This is a genomic window from Neobacillus pocheonensis, from assembly GCF_050477905.1.
Lineage (GTDB): Bacteria > Bacillota > Bacilli > Bacillales > Cytobacillaceae > Neobacillus > Neobacillus pocheonensis_A.
The window spans coordinates 82353-101192 of record NZ_JBCNAD010000023.1 but is presented as its reverse complement, the minus strand read 5'-3'; the positions used below and the strand labels follow the sequence as shown (position 1 = coordinate 101192).

The window sequence follows — 18840 nt, the reverse complement described above, 5'->3', positions numbered from 1 at the left end:
CGCCCTTACTAGGGACACATTTACTACACACAGAGGTAGGTTCAATAAATGGAAACAAAACTACTAAGGATAGCAGAATTAGCAAAGTCTGATCCAAGAATGAAATTTACATCTCTTGCACATTTATTAAATAAGCAAGAACTAGTTCAATGTCATCGTGAACTACCTAATAAGAAGGCTACTGGGATTAACGGTACAACTAAAGAGCAATACGGTGAAAGTTTAGAAGAAAACATAGAGGATTTAGTAAGTAGGCTTAAAAGCAAAAGCTATCGTCCTGTTCCAGTAAGGAGAATGTATATTCCAAAGCTCAATTCAAACAAGAAAAGACCATTGGGAATACCAGAACATGAAGATAAAATTGTTCAAAGAGGCATTACAAAGATACTAAATACCATTTATGAAGAAGACTTTCTAGACTGTTCCTTTGGATTCCGCCCAAATCGTAACTGCCACGATGCTTTGAAAATACTGAACTTCTATATTGAAAAGAGGTCAGTAAATTATGTAGTAGATGTAGATATTAAAGGATTCTTTGACAACGTTGACCACACATGGATGATGGAGTTCTTAAAACTGCTAATCGCTGACCCTAACTTACTAAGGATAATTGGTAGGTTTCTTAAAGGTGGATACATGGAGGAAGGTAAGAAATATAAGACAGACAATGGCACACCGCAAGGTGGAGTAATATCTCCGATATTAGCCAATGTATATCTCCATTATGTACTCGACCTATGGTTTGAGGAGAGAAATGCAAATCTACAGGGGAGAAGTAAACCAGCAACCTTTGATTTCCTTGGTTTTACGCACTATTGTGGGAGGAGCAAACAAGGAAACTTCCGTGTGAAACGGAAATCAAGCAGGAAGAAAGTCCAAGGCAAGTTAAAAGAAACTAAAGAATGGCTAAAGATTAATAGGCATAAGGATATTCATATGATTATGGATAGATTTAAACGCTCACTTATAGGTTATTACAACTATTACTGCGTCACTGATAATACCCAAACTGTTAACAACTTTAATGACAAAATCGGAAAATTACTATTTAAATGGCTAAACAGGAGAAGCCAAAGGAAATCCTTTACATGGGATAAATTCAGACTCTTTCTAGATAAATATCCACTACCTTCACCAAGAATCAAAGTGAATATTTATGAATTAAGAAAAGAGATTAGCTATATTCTGTAAATGATGACTAGGAGGAGCCGTGTGCATTAATAGTGCAAGCACGGTTCTGTGAGGGGGGAGGAGTACAATTTACCGCAAGGTAGAAAGGCTCCCTTCTACTCGACTAGTGAATAAAGAAATGGTAAAAGGATGTAAAAAGAGGCAAAATAAAAGTAATAAAGTTTAATATTTTAAAGTGAAAGCAGGAGATGGTGATATGTCAGAAGATGAATTATTCTCAAATAAGGCATCTAATGTTTATGAAATATATTCAAAAATACTCGATTTATTGAAAGAAATTGGACCTTTTGAAATTGAGTTTAAAAAGACTTCTATACATCTTTTGAATAAATCTTCCTTCGGAGGAGTTCATCCAAAAAAGAAATGGTTAGATTTTAATTTAGTAACAAACCATCAAATTGAACACGAGAAGATTACTAAAATTGAACAAGTTTCAAAAAAACGATTTCACAATAACTTTAGATTTCATAGTGAAGACGAACTAGATCAAGAGTTTTTAGTTCTTTTAAAAGAATCATATCAATTAATGAGTTAGTTAGAGAAAGGATATTTATTACCAATGAACAGCATTTTCTTGGGAATTATATCTGGTATAATATTTGGTTTATTCTCTGTACTACTAATGCTCCCGATGAAATTTGAAGATAAACGTATTGCTATTATTGGTTCTTTTATTAATCGTTTTACGATTGGTTTCTTAATATCATTAACTGTTCTTCCTATGTATGGTTGGAAAGGAGACCTTTAAATTAAAATGTTACCTTTCTTCTGACAGACTTATTAAATTTCGAAAACAATCCATTCAATCATCTTTTCGTATAGAAAAACTTATTAAGAAACATGCACTAGAAAAAATATAAATCATATATAGGTGATATCCCGTTTGAATGCTTGAGGAGGATATTAAACCTATGTTACCTAGCGAAAAATATTTTGGTAATTTAGAACTAGTTTATGCATTTTATGGGGCTATGCCTACAGGTGTTACTGTTTCAGAAACCGGTCGTATTTTCATTTGCTTTCCGAAATGGGGAGACGATGTTAAATTTACGGTGGCGGAAATTGTTGAGGGTAAATTGAAGCCTTATCCTAATTTACAAACCAATTTGGTTAACCCGGAGAATATCACAATGACTTTCATCAGTGTCCAAAGTGTAGTTGCTGATGGAAGGGGAACGCTTTGGATATTAGATACAGCCGCACCCCATTTTTCTGAGCCTATTAAAGGGGGGGCAAAATTAGTCGCTGTTGATTTAGAAACCAATACAATAAGAAAAGTATATACCTTTACAGAAGATGTTGTCCTGCCTACAACTTATCTGAATGATGTCCGTTTTGATTTTCGTGTAGGAAAAGCAGGTTATGCCTATATAACGGATTCTTCTTCAAGAGGACCAGGAGCTATTATCGTCGTAGATTTATCAAATGGAAACTCGTTTAGACGGTTAAATGGGGCAAATTCAACTTCACCCGATCCCTATTTTTTACCGAAAGTAGAAGGTCAAATTTTAATGAATCGAAACAAAGACGGTTCAACTTCTCCATTTAGATTGGCGTCTGATAGTCTTGCGATTTCTCCCGATGGAAAGATATTATTTTTTGCTCCACTAACCAGTCGTCATTTGTTCTCAATCCCAACAGAAGCCCTGAGAGACAGAACGATACCGGACATGGATTTACCTTATCATGTGGAGTATTGGGGAGAAAAAGGTGCGTCTGATGGAATGATCACCGATGCAAAGGGAACTGTTTATGCTGGAGATTATGAAAACAACAGTATCCGTAAGATATTGCCAAATGGCATAATGGAAACTATCGCACATGAACCGAGAATTTTGTGGCCGGATACTTTTTCAATTGGTCCGGATCAATATTTGTATGTCATTGTGAACCAATTACATCGACAGCCTAGATTTCATTATGGAAAAGACTTACGACAGAAACCTTATAGTTTACTTCGTATCAAAATTGATGAATTTCCTGCTCCGACCTTTTCATAATAAAAAAAGTCAATTAATTGTTTTCAATTATATAGGGTAAAACAAACTCGAGTAAGCAAGAAGTATTAACTTTATTTACTTCAGCCAAATAAACTCAAAATGGTTTAAAAGGAACAGTTTATTTGGTGATTGTTCAACTGTTCCAGGAAATTTTTTATAATGTCGGTAAGTTCAATGCTGTATTGATATTATTTAAATCCAAACTGATCTGTTCGTTTGTATCCCAAGCATGGTACCATCCTTTTTCTACCATATATGCGGATATTTGTTCATGCATATCAAGAGCTTCCACTAAATGGCGAGTGAGCATTTCTTTAATTTCCGGTGTTCCTGCCTCCGTAGCTGCCATGGCATAATTTCTAATTCCACTTTTAGCTGAAATGAGCAAATCCATTGCAACGACTTGATCCGATAGTCCGTCCATGCCAGTTAAAGTTTCAATGATTGGATTCATGTTCATTCATCTCCTAATTTACTGCTTAGCGTTGGAAAGGATAGAAGCATATTCTTGTAATTGTCTTGTTGATACATCAATGTCTTGCTGCATAATATCTCTTAATAGCTGATCTGTAACTAACGCTTTCATCGTTTTGGATTTAGTTAAACAAGTGGTCTTAAATGCAGCCATCTCATGGACCTCAAGAACTTCATGTAAGGCGTAGTTCATTTTTTATATCTCCTTCCTCAAGGTTTCAACACGACTTTTATACAATCATCCATTTTTGTGTCAAAAATCTCATAGCCACGCTTTGCTTCACTAAGTGGAAGTACATGACTTACGACATCTCCTGGATCAATTTTTCCGGTCGAAACTAATTCAAACATATATGGCATATAGTGGATGACAGGTGCTTGACCGGAGCGGATATTGACATTTCGCTGCATAATATCTCCAAGAGGGAAACCGTTATATCTTCCGCCGTAAACGCCGGTCACTTGAATTGTCCCGCATTTACGCACTGCTTGTGAAGCCATAATAAGCGCACTTAATGCTCCGCCATGAAGCTTCATTCCGCTTGCAAGGAACTCCATATCAGTCATTTTACCGTCCATACCAACTGCATCAATGACAACATCTGCACCGCCTTTGGTGATTTCCTTCAGGTAACTTCCTACATTCTCATGGTCCTCAAAGTTAACAATTTCTACTTTGTTGGTGCGCTTGGCGTGCTGCAGGCGATAATTGACATAATCAATGGCAATGACTCGCTTTGCCCCTTTTAACCAACAGAATTTTTGAGCAAAAAGACCAACTGGACCACAGCCAAGAACAATAACAGTGTCTCCATCTTTAACGCCTGCATTGTCAACGCTCCAAAAACCAGTAGTCATCGCATCGGCAATAACTGCTAACTTTTCATCTGGTTCTTCACAAGTCTCTGGAATTTTGAAATGAGTAAAGTTGGCAAATGGCACTCTTAAATATTCAGCTTGCCCACCAGGATAGCCACCCGTCGTACCAGAATATCCGAAATAGGCACCCATATCACCGTTATCATTTGAATTATCACATTGGCTTTCCAAATGATTTTTACAGTAAATGCATTCACCGCATGCTATATTAAAGGGAATAATGACTCGATCCCCTTTTTTTAGTTTCGTCACACCTGAACCCACTTCTTCGACGATTCCCATTGGTTCATGACCAATAACATAGTTTTCTTGCAGGTTAGGAATCATGCCATGAATTAAATGTAAATCAGAACCACATATAGCGGTACTGGTTATTTTAACAATCATGTCATCTGGTTTTTCAATCTTGGGATCTGGAACTTCTTTGACTACAACATTTTTAATGCCTTGATACGTTACCGCCTTCATTGGTTACAGCCTCCAGTGTTAGTGTTCATCAGGTGTTCGGTCAAACATACCTTTTCTATTGGTCTCAACAGGAAATAGATTCATTTTGCCAATCATCAAAGTATTGTTGGCAGAGAGTTGGTCTAGTTGATATTGTTCACTTAATTCGTATGGATGGAACCATTTTTTACTAATCATTAATTCTGTAATTTCTTGGTGCATGGCAATCCCTTGCATTAACTGGTTTCGTAAGAGGGTTCTAAGATCAGGTGATGCGGACTCCGTTAATGCAACCGCAATATTGCGCACACCTTCTTTGGCACGAAGAAGTAAATCCATCGCAAATGTGGTATCTGCTAGCTCTGGTACGTGTAGCGAGTTTATAGGGTCTAAATAGTCATTGTTCAATGAATTTGCCTTCCTTTCAATTTATTATTGGTGTTGGCCGGTTTTGAGGAACAGGCGCTTGAAAAGGTGCACGTTGATAAATTGCCTGTAATTCTCCAAGCGCTTGCATGGATTGTTCAACATCTTTTTGCATTAATGCTCTCAAATCATGATCAAATACCAGTCCTTGCATTAGTTTTGATTTCGCTAAGCATAGGGTTTTAAAATTAATAACTTCATGTAGGTCCAATGCCTCATGATCGGCTAATTTTTGAATATTCATTTCTAATTACCCTCCTTTTTACTACAAAGGTATTGTTCCAAGTATAGGAGGAAACATTCTAAAATTTTCTTAAAGGATAGGTTAAGTATTTTGAATGTTTGGGATATTTTTGAGGTGGAGAAAATTCATTCCGCACTAAAACACTAATTCAGCAATATGTACTTGCTTGGATAATCGATAAGAACGCGAGTTAAAACCCCTTGGTGCTCAAGGGGTTTTGTCTACTTCGTAAAATCACAGTTATGGTGAAGTTTCACTAAGATAATTCTCGTCGATCAACGGAACTTGGCGGTTCTTCAAACCATCCATTGGAAATCATGATGTTTGCGCAGTCTTCCGCAAGCTTCACATCCCTTGCGATGGCAGACGAATATTTGAGCCCGAGGTCGCGCCTCATTGATCCGGACAAGGCGGTTCCATAATATGCCATTGCTGCTTGAATCAAAAATGCGCAATGGAATATCATCAATTTATCCGAAAATGGCGCAATCTGAGAATCTGTAACATGGGTGTCCCATGTGATGGCAGAACTGATGAAGTCTTCATGAAGGATCGTAGTAAAAATTTCAATATGTTCTGCTGCCAGTTTTACCACTTCTTCCATAAACCGGCGGATTTCTTTCGATTTAGCGGTTTGGCTAAAACCGAGAGCCAAGTCTTTAGTCAAGATGGTTTTCTGCAAATTAAAATAAAGACTAGAGATTTCTATTGTGTTCAATGGGCGGCGTTCCCCGAACCAGCCGGTTAAAAAGCTTTGCTTTTCCACAAATTCAATTTTTTCTGGAGGCACGATGGTGGGCTGACGTTCCAGGAGACCTCTCGATTGCAGCATTCCCAATGTAGTTTCGTATAATTCATAAGATCCCTTGTACGTTTCGAAATAGAATTGAAGAATGTCCAGCCTGCGGGAAGCGGTGATCCCAAGAGAATAAGAAGTCAATCCGTGTATCGACATTTGGTGCAAATAGAACAGCCAGAGTTCGTCTGAAAACAATCTCGGTGCATCTAAATGGACATCTTCCTCTGTAAATGCATGGGGAATCGGAAATTGTTCCTGATTGAATATGGCGGCGATTTTTTGAACAATGTTTTCTGATAAATTCAAAGCTTTGCCAAAAATAGCGTTAATTTCTGGATCTTGAATAGTTTGCAATGCATATTTGTTTACGCATAGAGCCATCGTATTATTCATATAAGGAGTCCATAAATTCGATACATCGAGTGCAACTATTTTTTTCTCCATTGCAATCCTCCACAATTTTTTAAAATCTAATTCATGCTAATAACCAACGAGTTTTACAGAAATGTACTTTAAATGTTAGGCTTCTATTTTTTATCGGTTTTTATGTATTTTTGTCAAAAAGTTTGCCATCAAACCAACGTCAGTCGGAATGGTGTTTCTCCGCTAGCACATCAATTTCATCCGGACATCTTTAGGTAACAGAACAAAATCAAGGAAATAAAATTTGTAAGAAGCGGGGGCATTAATGCAAAAAGCATCAATCATAAATAAGCAGATTATATACAATAATTTATTATAAATTAAACCCACCAACATCTCATGTGTTGCCACATACACTCCGCACATGTGGAGTGCTGTTCACTACTTATTTTAAAAAAATAATATAGATGTGGCCGTGTGTACAAGCAATCTCCTTACTGACGTAAGGAGATTTTATTATAAAATAATGGTTTTCTCGTTAGACTTACCTTAACACTGTTTATCATTTGAAGTGCTGTTGTTACTAGCAGGAGGTAACGAGAATCTATGGAGTATTTCCAGTGTACCGTTTGGATATTGTGATTCAAGTCAAATCAACTATACCAAACGATGAGGTGTTTTTTCATGCCTATATTAATGTCAAGCACAATATTTCGATGGCTCCAAACCATACAGCCATTTAAACTCATTACATACTTCTAGGTGCGAAAGTTGAGTAATTTATTTTTCGAATCGAATTTTTGAATATACTCCATAAAAATATCTAGGAATTTATAAAGTACCTCAGATTTTTCATCTTCCCTATATGCAATCGCTGCTTCTAACGTAATCGTATTATCCGATAATTCCCGAAACACGACTCCCTTTGTTTGAACGTGAGAAATGGTTGTTAAAGAAACGCCCATTCCTGCGGAGACAAGTGCCAGAACCGATTGCATGTCATGCGCCTCTACTGTGATTTTTGGAGAAAAACCTGCTTCATGACAAATATTTATTATAGCGTTGTAAATACCGGATCCAATTGATCGAGGGTACATTACAAAGGATTCATCAGCCAATTCCAAAATTGAGACAGGCCCACCTCTTAATGCAAGTGGATGGTTTGCTGGTAAAACAGCTCCCAAAGGAAGATATTTGAATTTTTTAACGGTTACTCCTTTAGTGTGTATAGGTGCTGTTAGAATTCCAATATCAATCCGTTTTTCTTGTAAGGCAACTATTTGTTCTTTTGTGCCAATATGCTGTAGATTCAAGCTGACATTAGGGTACTTTTCTCGATAATTCGAAAGTATAGGCAAGATACTGTGAGCTGTACCGAGAAACCCGATATTCAGTTTTCCATTTTCTGCCCTAGATGCCATACGTGCAGTATATAAAGCTTCATCTACCAAATCAATTAATTGATAGGCCTTTTCCAAAAATGCTTTCCCTGCATAGGTCAATTCAACATGGCGTTTTGTTCTGTAGAACAAACTAACCCCTACTTCTTCCTCGAGTTGCTGAATTTGCCTGCTGAGGGGAGGCTGCGCGATATGTAATCTTTCAGCCGCACGACTGAAGTTAAGCTCTTCTGCCAATGCGGTAAAATAACGAATATGTCTTAGTTCCATGATGATCCTCCTTTCGCTTCTTATACTTTCAAGGTATAATTCCAGTATATTTTAAATATTTCTATAATTCAAATAAAATTCTTATACTAGGATTAAGACAGTAAAGAGGAGGCTAAAAAAATGAAAACGATTACTGCAGGGTCTTTATTATGGGAACCAACGAGTGAGCAAATCAAAAATTCTAGTGTACATAGGTATATGAATTGGCTAAATAATGAGAATGGATTATCTATTAGTAATCATCATGAACTAAGGATTTGGTCTGTTGAGGAACTTGAAGCTTTCTGGGAATCTGTCTGGAAATATTGCAAAGTTAAAACCGGTTCATCTTATGACCAAGTACTGGAAGGAAGAAGGATGCCTGGTGCAAAATGGTTCAAAGGAGCAACATTGAACTATGCTGAACATGTATTTCGAAATTATTGTGAAAATAAACCAGCCCTAATCTTTCAATCAGAGACGACACCAAGAACTGAAATTTCCTGGAAAGAGCTTCGTGAGAAAACTGCTTCCGTCGTATTTTCCCTTAGACAATTAGGTGTCAAGCCAGGTGATCGTGTTGTTGCTTATATGCCTAACATTCCGGAAACTGTTATAGCTTTTCTTGCATGTGCCAGCATTGGTGCAATTTGGTCAAGTTGCTCGCCTGATTTTGGTACAAGAAGTGTTATAGATCGATTTAAACAAATTGAACCTACCATTTTATTTGCGGTAGATGGTTATAGTTATAATGGAAGGACTCATGATAAAAGTTCTGTTGTCACTGAACTACAAACAGAAATACCTACTATTAAACAAACAATTTTAATTTCTAATATAAATAGCAATAAATCTCAAGAGATTGAGAACATAATTGGATGGGAAGATATTATAAAAGAAAAGTGTGAACTGAAATACGAGCATGTACCATTTGATCATCCATTGTGGATATTATATTCTTCAGGAACAACCGGATTACCAAAACCTATTGTACAAGGTCAAGGAGGTATTTTGGTCGAACACCTTAAAACGTTGATGATCGAACAAGGTGCGGGTCCAGATGATGTGTTTTTTTGGTTTACTACTACAGGGTGGATGATGTGGAATCTCTTAATGGGAAGTCTACTTACAGGGGCCACGGCTGTGTTATATGATGGTAGCCCATCTTATCCAGGGATGGATGTATTATGGAACTTGATCGAAGAAGCGGGTATCACTTTCTTCGGTACTAGTGCTGCTTTTCTAAACGCATGTATGAAATCCGGAATCAAACCAAAAGAAACAATTAACTTTACTAGTTTAAAGGCTATATGTTCAACTGGATCCCCACTTACTATTGAAGGTTTCACATGGGTTTATGAGCATGTGAAAGAGGATGTATGGCTTGTTTCAACCAGTGGAGGTACCGATGTTTGTACAGCCTTCGTAGGAGGTTCACCTGTACTTCCTGTATATGCAGGAGAGATACAAACTCGCTCTTTAGGTGCAAATGTACAATCTTTTGATGATGAAGGTAACCCCGTTACAAATGAAGTAGGCGAACTAGTTATTACATCTCCAATGCCTTCTATGCCCCTTTACTTTTGGGGAGACCACAATGGTGAACGTTATTTCGAGAGTTATTTTGAGACATACCCAGGAGTTTGGAGACATGGTGATTGGATTCGGATAGATGATAAGGGTAGCTGTGTCATTTATGGGCGATCTGACTCTACCATCAATCGTTATGGTGTTCGACTTGGAACGAGTGAAGTCTATCGTGTTGTGGAGGCATTGGATGAAATCATGGAAAGTTTGGTGATTGACTTAGAGCTCCTTGGTAGAAAGTCTCAGATGCCACTCTTTGTAGTTATGAAACCTGGAATAAGTTTGAATAATATTGTAAAAGAAAAAATAAAAGCAGAAATCAGATCAAAGGTTTCCCCACGATTTGTTCCTGATGAAATTTACGAAGTGGAACAAATCCCAAAAACATTAAGCGGAAAGAAGCTGGAAGTCCCTATTCGAAAGATTCTATTAGGAAATCCTATGGAAAAAGTAGTGAATTTTGGCTCAATAGCAAATCCAGAATCCATCATGTTTTTTAAGGAGCTTGCACGAGTGCTTAATGATCCTGCAAACAATTTCATAGAATCCTAGTTAAGATTATTGGATTATTAGTAGATTTTGTAAAAACGATTCAAATTAACCGAGTTAACCCTATTGTTATACTGCATATTAAGAATATTAATCAGAGGAGAATTTTTATGGAAAAGCTAGTTCCAATCCCAAAGCCCAAAACGTTTGGCCCACTTGGAAACTTGCCTTTAATTGACAAGGAAGCTCCAACTCTATCGATTGGTAAAATCGGAGAAGAGTACGGCCCAATATTTCAATTTGAGTTCTATGGTGGAAAAACGATGGTCTTTCTTTCTGGCCACGAATTGGTAGCCGAGGCTTGTATTGAAGAAAAATTTGACAAGAGTCTTGGAGGAGGCCTTAATAAACTCCGTGCCTTTATGGGTGATGGGTTATTCACTGGTAAGACAACCGATCAAAACTGGCAAAAAGCTCATAACATTCTTGTTCCTTCCTTTAGTCAACAGGCGATGAAAGGGTACCACTCGATGATGGTGGACCTTGCCTTGCAGCTTGTTCAAAAATGGGCACGTCTTAACCCGAATGAAAGTATTGATGTTCCAGATGATATGACCAGGATAACACTCGACACAATTGGTTTATGCGGTTTTAACTATCGATTTAACAGTTTCTATCGAGAAACCCATCATCCTTTTATCATCAGAATGGTCAATGCTCTCGATGAAGGAATGCAAAAAGGTTTTCGTGGGCCTAGTCAAAATCAAGACATGTTGGAAAAAGAACGACAGTTCGACCAGGACGTTCAAGCGATGTTTTCCTTAGTAGACCAACTGATTGCTGAGAGGAAAGAACGTGGAGATCAAGGAGAAACCGATATGCTCGCCCGGATGCTGAGTGCGAAGGACCCGCAAACAGGGGAAAAGCTTAGTGATGAAAATATTCGTTTTCAAATTATCACCTTCTTGATAGCCGGACATGAAACAACAAGTGGTTTATTGTCCTTTACTCATTACTTATTATTAAAGCACCCAGAAGTACTTAAGAAAGCCTACGAAGAAGTGGACCAAATCTTAACAAATCCGCTTCCAACCTATAAACAAGTTACTGAGCTTAAATATATTCGAATGATTTTAAATGAATCATTGCGTTTATATCCTACAGCACCGCAATTTACCCTTTATGCAAAGGAGGATACGGTTCTCGGAGGAAAATACCCGATTAAAAAGAAGGAAAATGTCGCGATTCTTCTGTATCAGCTTCATCGGGATAAAGAGGCTTGGGGAGATGATGCCGAGGAGTTTCGTCCGGAGCGGTTTGAAGATCCAAGTAAAATACCTCACGATGCCTATAAACCATTCGGAAATGGACAACGAGCTTGTATTGGGATGCAGTTCGCCCTTCATGAAGCTACCTTATTGCTGGGCATGATTCTTCAAAATTTTGAATTAATCGATCATACGAACTACCAGTTGAAAATAAAACAAACGATGACGCTAAAACCGGATAATTTTACAATGCGAGTTCAATTAAGAGATAAAAAAATCTTAGATCCATTTACTGTAGCTGCTAAAGAAAATGATTCTTCCGTATTGAAAAAGGTAAACCAGGCTCAGACTTCTTCGCTTATAGGAGTCAACAATCGCCCACTCCTTGTGCTTTACGGCTCCAATATGGGTACGGCAGAGGGGATCGGACGTGAACTTGCGGAAAGTGCAAGCAGACATGGTATCAGGAGTGAAGTTGCCGCACTGGAAGATCGGATCAACAAGTTGCCAACAGAAGGGGCCGTATTGATTGTTACTTCCTCTTATAATGGAAAACCGCCAAAAAATGCACGGAAATTCGTGCAATGGTTGGAGCAGCTTGAAGCAGACAGTCTTAAGGGAGTACATTATGCAGTTTTTGGCTGCGGGGATCGCAACTGGGAAAGTACGTATCAAGATGTACCGAGATTCATAGATGAACAATTAGCCATTAAAGGAGCTACCCGGTTTTCTCATCGTGGTGAGGCTGATGTGAGCACGGACATCGAGAAGCAGCTTGAAGAATGGAAAAAGAGTATGTGGTCTGACGCCATGGAAGCATTCGGGTTAACACTTATTGAAAAAGATGAGTTGAAACGTAGTACACTTACTATGCATTATGTTAATCAAGCTGATGATTCCTTTGGTGTTTTTCCAAGTAATAGCAGAGAGAATGTCAACCGAATATTACGTCGGTTTAGCTTGAATGGAAATGATCAAGTGATTTTAAGCGGACATAGCTCATCACATCTTCCTTTATATCGTCCTATTAGTCTTTTTGAACTCCTAAGTGAAAGTGTCGATGTGCAGGACGTGGTAACTCGTATTCAATTACGTGAACTTGCGGATTTAACGGTTTGTCCTCCACATAAGCGAGAATTAGAATTATTGTTATTGGATGGAATCTATGAAGAACAGATAAAGAGAAAACAAGTTACCATGCTTGACCTACTTGAAAAGTACGAAGCTTGTGAAATGACGTTTGAACGATATTTGGAGCTATTACCTCCAATTAAAATTATGGCAATTTAAGGGGTGGAAGCAAAAATAATGGAATTTCATATTTTTTCTGTTTCGCAGGATAATGCCATAAAACGGATTTATTTTTTCGCCAAACTTCGTTCCTTGGAGTATGACCAATCTTTGGTTCGGGTTCACTTAATAGCTTAAACATATGTGCCCAGCGTTTCATTTCCTTCTCATAATTCAAATCTGGAATTAAGTTGGTTAAAGGTGATACTGATGTCATAAGCTTCCTTCCGTTTCCTTATTATTTGGATGATACTGCTCCGACTAACTCAGGTTCTGCTTTTTTATTTTTTTCGAAGAGACCTTTTAGCTGCTCAAATTCTGCTTTAAAATCATTTAATTTCATAAGCTCAAATTTAATTTCCTGAAGCTCTGCATGTAAATCATTTGTATCTGCCATCTCTTTTTTCGATTTCACAAATTCTGTTTTTAACTGCTTTGTAAGTTTAATAACTTCTTTGGATACTTCAACAACACTAGCAATATAGGTGGAACCATTGCTTCCATTTATGCATCGATTGCGGAGGAGCCGATTAAAAATTTAATTGTCGCTACCGTTCCAATTGATTTTGAACCTTATAGTGGTCCTGAAAAATGGGCTGAAGGTATGAGAAATGCGATTTTAATATTGACCGCTTTATTGATGTAGGATGAGCGAACCAACTTGTTCATTCTGCCCTGATGCTAATTTCATGAAAGTGGTATTCTTTATGTCATGAATGGTTCTCAATTCTGTCACTAGCTACTCTATTAAATGGCAACAATGGCACTTTTCAATGTTAATAAGCACGGATTAAAAGCCCCGTATATCTGACCTTCGAGATTCTGGCAGCATCGAACAGGACACAGATGTGATTATGCTCCTTTACAGGGATGAGAAATACAATAAAGAAAATGAAGAAAACAAGATTATTGAAAATGAGGTTGCTAAGCAGAGAAATGGCCCGGTTGGAACGGGTAAGAAGACTTTTGAGAGGGAAGTTGGAGTGCTTGTGGATGTTTTGGATGGCAAAAAGCAAAGTTTGCTATTTCAAGCTAATTAATATTTAATATAAATGATGAAATCTTCACTAATAAAATTAACAAAATACTATTTTCTAAAAATTACATCGAACTTATTATGGAGCCTGTTACTACCTGGATTTTGTCGAACCTCTTTCGACAGGAATCGGGCAGTGACAGGCACTTTTATAACAGCAAGTATCTGGTGCGATTGGTTCCGCCTTGTTGGTTACGATTATGTCCAATCGTACAAAAACACATGCGACAGACATAGCGGCTTCCACGATGAAACATTTGACAAGTAAACCGACACCAGCGGAATTGGCAGAAATAAAACAACAAATTGCAATGAAAGCGATGCTAGAAGGGATTAATGATTCATTCTTAGTATCTGTAGGTATAGCCTGTATCGCGCTAATCTTAGCTTTCTTTATTAAACGCTCAAAGCAAGCCGAGGATATTCAGGAACAGGGCACTGACAATAAGGTTGTCAATAAATTGGCTGAAAATTAAGTGATAGGGGTGACATTAGTGTCATCTCTATTTTTCTTTTGAAAAAGATTACAGCCACTATGTCATGTGCTAATTTAGACTTTCCTATTTATAATAATTAGAGTTGAAATTGCACGCGGAGGATTACAGAACGGCGTATTGAACAACTCTATCTAGGAAAGCTAGTTCCATGGATGTAAACGATACACAAGCGATCAAAGGTTTTATCGATGAGTTTTAAGGCAATTGTAAAAAGCCAGGAGAACCGAACCGTCCCCCTGGCCTTGCGTGTTTTTGTTTAACTTAGTTTTTAAGAGTATTTTCCCAATCTGCAGCAAATTTTTCGATCCCTTGATTAGTAAGTGGATGTTTTGAAATTTGCTCAATGACTGAAAACGGAATCGTTGCAATATGTGCACCTGCCATTGCTACACGAGTTACGTGATCCGGGTGACGAACAGATGCTGCAATAATTTGTGAGTCGAAATTATGAATGCGGAACAGTTCAGCTATTTTTGATACTAATTGTACGCCATCTTCGGAAATATCATCTAAGCGTCCTAAAAATGGAGATACATAAGTTGCACCTGCACGAGCTGCTAATAGTGCTTGGTTTACTGTAAAAATAAGTGTGACATTTGTTTTAACGCCTTTATCGGCAAGATAACGGCAAGCCTCTAAACCGTCTAAAGTCATAGGAAGCTTGATTGTAATTTTCTCATCTCCGCCGTTAATTTTAATTAGCTCTTCAGCTTGAGCAATCATTTCATCAGCTGTAACGGCATCTGGAGTTACTTCAGCGGATACCGATTCTACCCGTGGAACAGCCTGGCAGATTTCTGCAATTCGGTCTTCGAATTTTACGCCTTCTTTCGCAACTAGGGAAGGGTTGGTTGTAACACCAGACAAAACGCCGATTTTATAAGCCTTTTTAATATCAACAAGATTAGCCGTATCAATAAATAATTTCATCGTAAATTTCCTCCATTTTAAGATTATAGTAGACTTTTAGCCGTCCGAACCACATTTTCCGTCGTAAATCCAAATAGCTCCATAACTGCAGCGCCCGTTCCTGAAGCACCGAATGTTTCGATGGATAAAACTTTGCCTTCTAATCCTACATAACGTTCCCAGCCAAGGGAGATACCCATTTCAAGTGCCACACGGTTCTTAACAGAAGCAGGGAGGACAAGCTCTTTGTACTCTTTTGGTTGACGCTCGAACAATTCCCAGCTTGGCATAGCGACAACACGAACGGATACATTTTCTTTTTCGAGTTCAGCTTTTGCGTTAATGGCTAATGACACTTCCGAACCGGTAGCGATTAAGATAACCTCTGGTTGGTCATTTGTTTGCGTTAAAACGTAAGCTCCTTTTGATAGGTTGTCTAAATTGGCTTGTGTTTCATCGAACACAGGCAGGTTTTGACGGCTTAGCACCAAAGCAACCGGACCATCTGTTTGATTTAGTGTATAAGCCCAAGCACTTGCTGTTTCGTTTGCATCTGAAGGACGAATCACTGTTAGCCCAGGAATCGCGCGAAGAGAAGCTAGCTGCTCAATTGGCTCATGAGTTGGACCATCTTCACCAACCGCAATCGAATCATGTGTAAATACATAGGTGACTGGAAGCTTTTGCAAGGCTGCCAGACGAATGGAAGGTCTGAGATAATCATTGAAAACAAAGAATGTGCTAACAAATGGCTTTACCCCGCCATGAAGAGCCAAACCATTGCCAGCTGCTCCCATTGCGTGTTCCCGAACACCAAAGTAGATATTTCGTCCGCTAAATGATTCTACTGCGAATGCTGCGTCTTCCTTAATATCTGTCATTGTAGAGTGAGAAAGATCCGCACTTCCTCCAAAAATAGAAGGAACCGATTTTACAAAATGGTTAATGGCTTCTCCGCTGGCTACACGAGTTGATATTGTTTTACCTGTATCAAAGGTTAGGATGTCTTCCGTATTAATTAAAACTTCACCCGTGATGGCATTTTGCAGTTCCTTCGCTAATTCAGGATTTGTCTCTTGATAAGACTGGAATAATGCATTCCATTGTTGTTCTTGACTAATTCCTCTTTGTTTTAGCTCTTCAAAATGGGCTTTAACTTCTTCTGGTACAAAGAAATCCTCTTCATAGTGCCAGCCATATACCTCTTTTGTTGCACGAGCTTCTTCTGCACCAAGGGGATTTCCATGTGCCTTGTTTGTTCCTGCAACTTTGGGACTTCCATAGCCGATAGTGGTTCTAATTTCAATCAAGGTTGGTTGGTTTGTATTTTGTTTTGCTAATGTAATAGCTTTTGAGATTTCAGCTACATCATTGCCATCTTCTACTCGTAAATATTGCCAATGAGCAGATTCTGTTCGTTTTTGAATGTCCTCTGAAAATGAAAGATTTAATTCACCGTCCAAGGAAATATCATTTGAGTCATATAAAGCAATTAATTTTCCTAGTTTCATATGACCGGCCATAGACATAGCCTCATAAGAGATGCCTTCCATTAAATCTCCATCGCCAACCAATGCATATGTATAATGGTTAATTACAGGGTATCCATCGCGATTGAATTTTGCAGCTAAATGCGCTTCAGCCATCGCCATTCCTACCGCATTTGCAATTCCTTGACCTAAAGGCCCAGTTGTTGCTTCAACACCGTCTGTGTGACCAAATTCCGGATGACCAGGTGTTTTGCTATTTAGCTTTCTAAAACTTTTTAAATCTTCTAGAGATACATTGTACCCAGCTAAGTGAAGCAAGCTATATAACAAGCTAGAGCCATGTCCGGCAGAAAGAATAAATCGATCTCGGTTAAACCATTTTGCATTTGCAGAATTATGATTTAGATGATGCGCCCAGAGTGCATAAGCCATTGGAGCAGCCCCCATAGGAAGGCCTGGATGACCGGAATTAGCACTATTGATCGCGTCAATGGATAAGGTGCGAATCGTATTTACAGCAAGTGTTTCAATACTTTGATTCATCTTATTTTCCTCCTCGTTATTCATATAAAATTAAATTAGTTTGGTTTCTTGCCTCAATTAATTTCTTGTTTTTGCATTTTAAAGCAAGTTTTTTCGTATTTGAGTATATTTTATCTTTATAAACAAGAAAAAACAAGAATATTTTTGCCGGTTTTTTTAAAAAATTGGTGAATTTGAGAAAAAATAATATAATATAAGAAAAAACATGCAAAAACACGGAGGTTAGGCATTGTTATGCTAAGAAAAGAACGGCAAAGCAAAATTTTACAAATACTCGAGAAACAGGGGAAAGTTGTTGCTAAAGAATTAAGCATGAAATGGGATGTTTCCGAGGACACAATTAGACGGGATTTAAGGGAAATGGATTCATTAGGTCTGCTTCAAAGAGTACATGGCGGGGCATTTCCTGCTTCTGCTAGTGCTTTAACCTTTTCTGAAAGAACAGAAGAAAATATAGATGCCAAAAAAGAATTGGCTTTAAAAGCTGTGAAAATAATTAAAGATGGACAAGTTCTTTTAATAGATGGAAGTACAACAAATCTTATTCTGGCTCAAGCAATTCCACTGGAGTTTAAAGGGACAATTATTACGAATAGCCCCTCTATTAGTTTGGCATTATCAAAACATCCAAATACAGATATCATTCTTTTGGGAGGAACCTTCTTCAAGGAATCTTTTGTGACTGTAGGATTGGATGTAATTGAAGTGCTTAAAAATATTAGAGCAGACCTCTGTTTTTTAGGAGTATATTCCCTACACCCTGACTTTGGTATTAGCATCCCTCATATAGAGGAGTCTCATGTTAAACGTCAGATGATTAAAAGTTCCAATAAAATCGCCACCCTTGTAACAAGAAGTAAACTTAATACCATTTCCAATTACTTGGTTGGTCCCGTTTCAGAACTTGATTATTTAATCACGGAAGACGGTCCACTAAGTCATAATTTAAACAAGTATATGGAATTCGATATTGAAATCATTTGAATATAGTTTAAGCCTCCAATTGTTTTTAATGGATTTCTAGTGGAGTAATGTTTAGCGGGTACCAATTCCACCAGTTATCGGGCGGTGACAGGAACTTTTTTTATAAAAAAGGAAATCGGCTCATTGTTTAATTCGGTTTTTTAAAAAACAATCTGAAAAATCGGTATCTTCGAACCACACTTAAACACCAAATAATTCATGGTGGTAAGCCCCCGAAGAAAGGTCATAAGGCTAGTGTAAAACAAAAGTCTTTGCTTAGCGGCTTACTGTTATAA

General features: G+C 37.9%; 19 protein-coding genes and 1 pseudogene. 9 read left to right on the top strand and 11 right to left on the bottom strand.

Features of this window, described 5'->3' with window-relative positions; all coding sequences use genetic code 11:
* Positions 1-48: 48 nt before the first annotated feature.
* From ABES02_RS13685 to ABES02_RS13675, 3 genes are all read left to right on the top strand, one after another.
* Positions 49-1191 (top strand): reverse transcriptase domain-containing protein, encoded by a 1143-nt coding sequence (locus ABES02_RS13685; RefSeq protein WP_430135580.1) that lies wholly within the window; start codon positions 49-51, stop codon positions 1189-1191.
* Between the two features lie 196 nt (positions 1192-1387).
* On the top strand, positions 1388-1726 hold the full coding sequence (locus ABES02_RS13680; RefSeq protein ID WP_430135577.1) for a DUF5655 domain-containing protein: 339 nt from the start codon (positions 1388-1390) through the stop codon (positions 1724-1726).
* A gap of 352 nt (positions 1727-2078) precedes the next feature.
* On the top strand, positions 2079-3191 hold the full coding sequence (locus ABES02_RS13675) for an L-dopachrome tautomerase-related protein (RefSeq protein WP_430135575.1): 1113 nt from the start codon (positions 2079-2081) through the stop codon (positions 3189-3191).
* A 154-nt stretch (positions 3192-3345) separates the two neighbouring features.
* On the opposite strand, the gene ABES02_RS13670 is transcribed toward ABES02_RS13675, so the two are convergent.
* The 6 genes from ABES02_RS13670 to ABES02_RS13645 all read right to left on the bottom strand — a co-directional run bounded on the left by ABES02_RS13670 (position 3346) and on the right by ABES02_RS13645 (position 6904).
* Positions 3346-3645, bottom strand: coding sequence for a spore coat protein (locus ABES02_RS13670; RefSeq protein WP_430135572.1), 300 nt, complete (start codon positions 3643-3645; stop codon positions 3346-3348).
* An 18-nt stretch (positions 3646-3663) separates the two neighbouring features.
* Positions 3664-3858, bottom strand: coding sequence for a hypothetical protein (locus ABES02_RS13665; protein WP_289983826.1), 195 nt, complete (start codon positions 3856-3858; stop codon positions 3664-3666).
* Between the two features lie 17 nt (positions 3859-3875).
* The gene (locus tag ABES02_RS13660; protein ID WP_430135569.1) at positions 3876-5012 is read right to left on the bottom strand and encodes a zinc-dependent alcohol dehydrogenase; all 1137 of its coding nucleotides are present in this window, start codon (positions 5010-5012) and stop codon (positions 3876-3878) included.
* Between the two features lie 18 nt (positions 5013-5030).
* Positions 5031-5399: a spore coat protein gene (locus tag ABES02_RS13655; protein ID WP_430135566.1), complete on the bottom strand. Its 369-nt coding sequence runs from the start codon at positions 5397-5399 to the stop codon at positions 5031-5033.
* A 16-nt stretch (positions 5400-5415) separates the two neighbouring features.
* Positions 5416-5661, bottom strand: coding sequence for a spore gernimation protein GerQ (locus tag ABES02_RS13650; protein WP_430135563.1), 246 nt, complete (start codon positions 5659-5661; stop codon positions 5416-5418).
* Between the two features lie 256 nt (positions 5662-5917).
* Positions 5918-6904, bottom strand: a complete 987-nt coding sequence (locus ABES02_RS13645) for a DUF3231 family protein (RefSeq protein ID WP_430135561.1) — start codon at positions 6902-6904, stop codon at positions 5918-5920.
* Positions 6905-7443: 539 nt separating this feature from the next.
* Here ABES02_RS13645 and ABES02_RS13640 point away from each other — a divergent pair.
* A complete protein-coding gene (locus ABES02_RS13640; protein ID WP_430135558.1) occupies positions 7444-7566 on the top strand; it encodes a hypothetical protein in 123 nt (40 codons plus the stop codon).
* Between the two features lie 15 nt (positions 7567-7581).
* Here ABES02_RS13640 and ABES02_RS13635 read toward each other — a convergent pair whose 3' ends face one another.
* On the bottom strand, positions 7582-8493 hold the full coding sequence (locus ABES02_RS13635) for a LysR substrate-binding domain-containing protein (RefSeq protein WP_430135555.1): 912 nt from the start codon (positions 8491-8493) through the stop codon (positions 7582-7584).
* Between the two features lie 120 nt (positions 8494-8613).
* Between ABES02_RS13635 and ABES02_RS13630 the strand changes: the two genes are divergently transcribed.
* Together ABES02_RS13630 and ABES02_RS13625 are read left to right on the top strand one after the other, a co-directional pair.
* Positions 8614-10611: an acetoacetate--CoA ligase gene (locus tag ABES02_RS13630; RefSeq protein WP_430135552.1), complete on the top strand. Its 1998-nt coding sequence runs from the start codon at positions 8614-8616 to the stop codon at positions 10609-10611.
* Between the two features lie 107 nt (positions 10612-10718).
* A pseudogene (locus ABES02_RS13625) lies at positions 10719-13091 on the top strand (cytochrome P450); the annotation flags it as partial.
* 1 nt (position 13092) lies between these two features.
* Here ABES02_RS13625 and ABES02_RS13620 read toward each other — a convergent pair.
* Together ABES02_RS13620 and ABES02_RS13615 are read right to left on the bottom strand one after the other, a co-directional pair.
* Entirely contained in the window at positions 13093-13323 is a 231-nt protein-coding gene (locus ABES02_RS13620; protein ID WP_430135549.1) for a hypothetical protein, read from the bottom strand.
* 21 nt (positions 13324-13344) lie between these two features.
* A complete protein-coding gene (locus ABES02_RS13615) occupies positions 13345-13521 on the bottom strand; it encodes a hypothetical protein (RefSeq protein ID WP_430135546.1) in 177 nt (58 codons plus the stop codon).
* 439 nt (positions 13522-13960) lie between these two features.
* Here ABES02_RS13615 and ABES02_RS13610 point away from each other — a divergent pair, with 439 nt between their 5' ends.
* Together ABES02_RS13610 and ABES02_RS13605 are read left to right on the top strand one after the other, a co-directional pair.
* Positions 13961-14146 carry a DnaB-like helicase C-terminal domain-containing protein gene (locus tag ABES02_RS13610; protein WP_430135722.1) on the top strand — a complete coding sequence of 62 codons (186 nt, stop codon included), beginning with the start codon at positions 13961-13963 and terminating at the stop codon, positions 14144-14146.
* Between the two features lie 196 nt (positions 14147-14342).
* On the top strand, positions 14343-14618 hold the full coding sequence (locus ABES02_RS13605; RefSeq protein WP_430135544.1) for a hypothetical protein: 276 nt from the start codon (positions 14343-14345) through the stop codon (positions 14616-14618).
* A gap of 282 nt (positions 14619-14900) precedes the next feature.
* Here ABES02_RS13605 and fsa read toward each other — a convergent pair whose 3' ends face one another.
* Together fsa and tkt are read right to left on the bottom strand one after the other, a co-directional pair.
* Positions 14901-15569: a fructose-6-phosphate aldolase gene (gene fsa / locus ABES02_RS13600; RefSeq protein WP_335694095.1), complete on the bottom strand. Its 669-nt coding sequence runs from the start codon at positions 15567-15569 to the stop codon at positions 14901-14903.
* Positions 15570-15592: 23 nt separating this feature from the next.
* Positions 15593-17581 (bottom strand): transketolase, encoded by a 1989-nt coding sequence (gene tkt / locus ABES02_RS13595; RefSeq protein WP_430135541.1) that lies wholly within the window; start codon positions 17579-17581, stop codon positions 15593-15595.
* 234 nt (positions 17582-17815) lie between these two features.
* On the opposite strand from tkt, the gene ABES02_RS13590 reads away from it, so the two are divergent.
* The gene (locus ABES02_RS13590; protein ID WP_430135538.1) at positions 17816-18565 is read left to right on the top strand and encodes a DeoR/GlpR family DNA-binding transcription regulator; all 750 of its coding nucleotides are present in this window, start codon (positions 17816-17818) and stop codon (positions 18563-18565) included.
* The last annotated feature ends 275 nt before the right edge of the window (positions 18566-18840 follow it).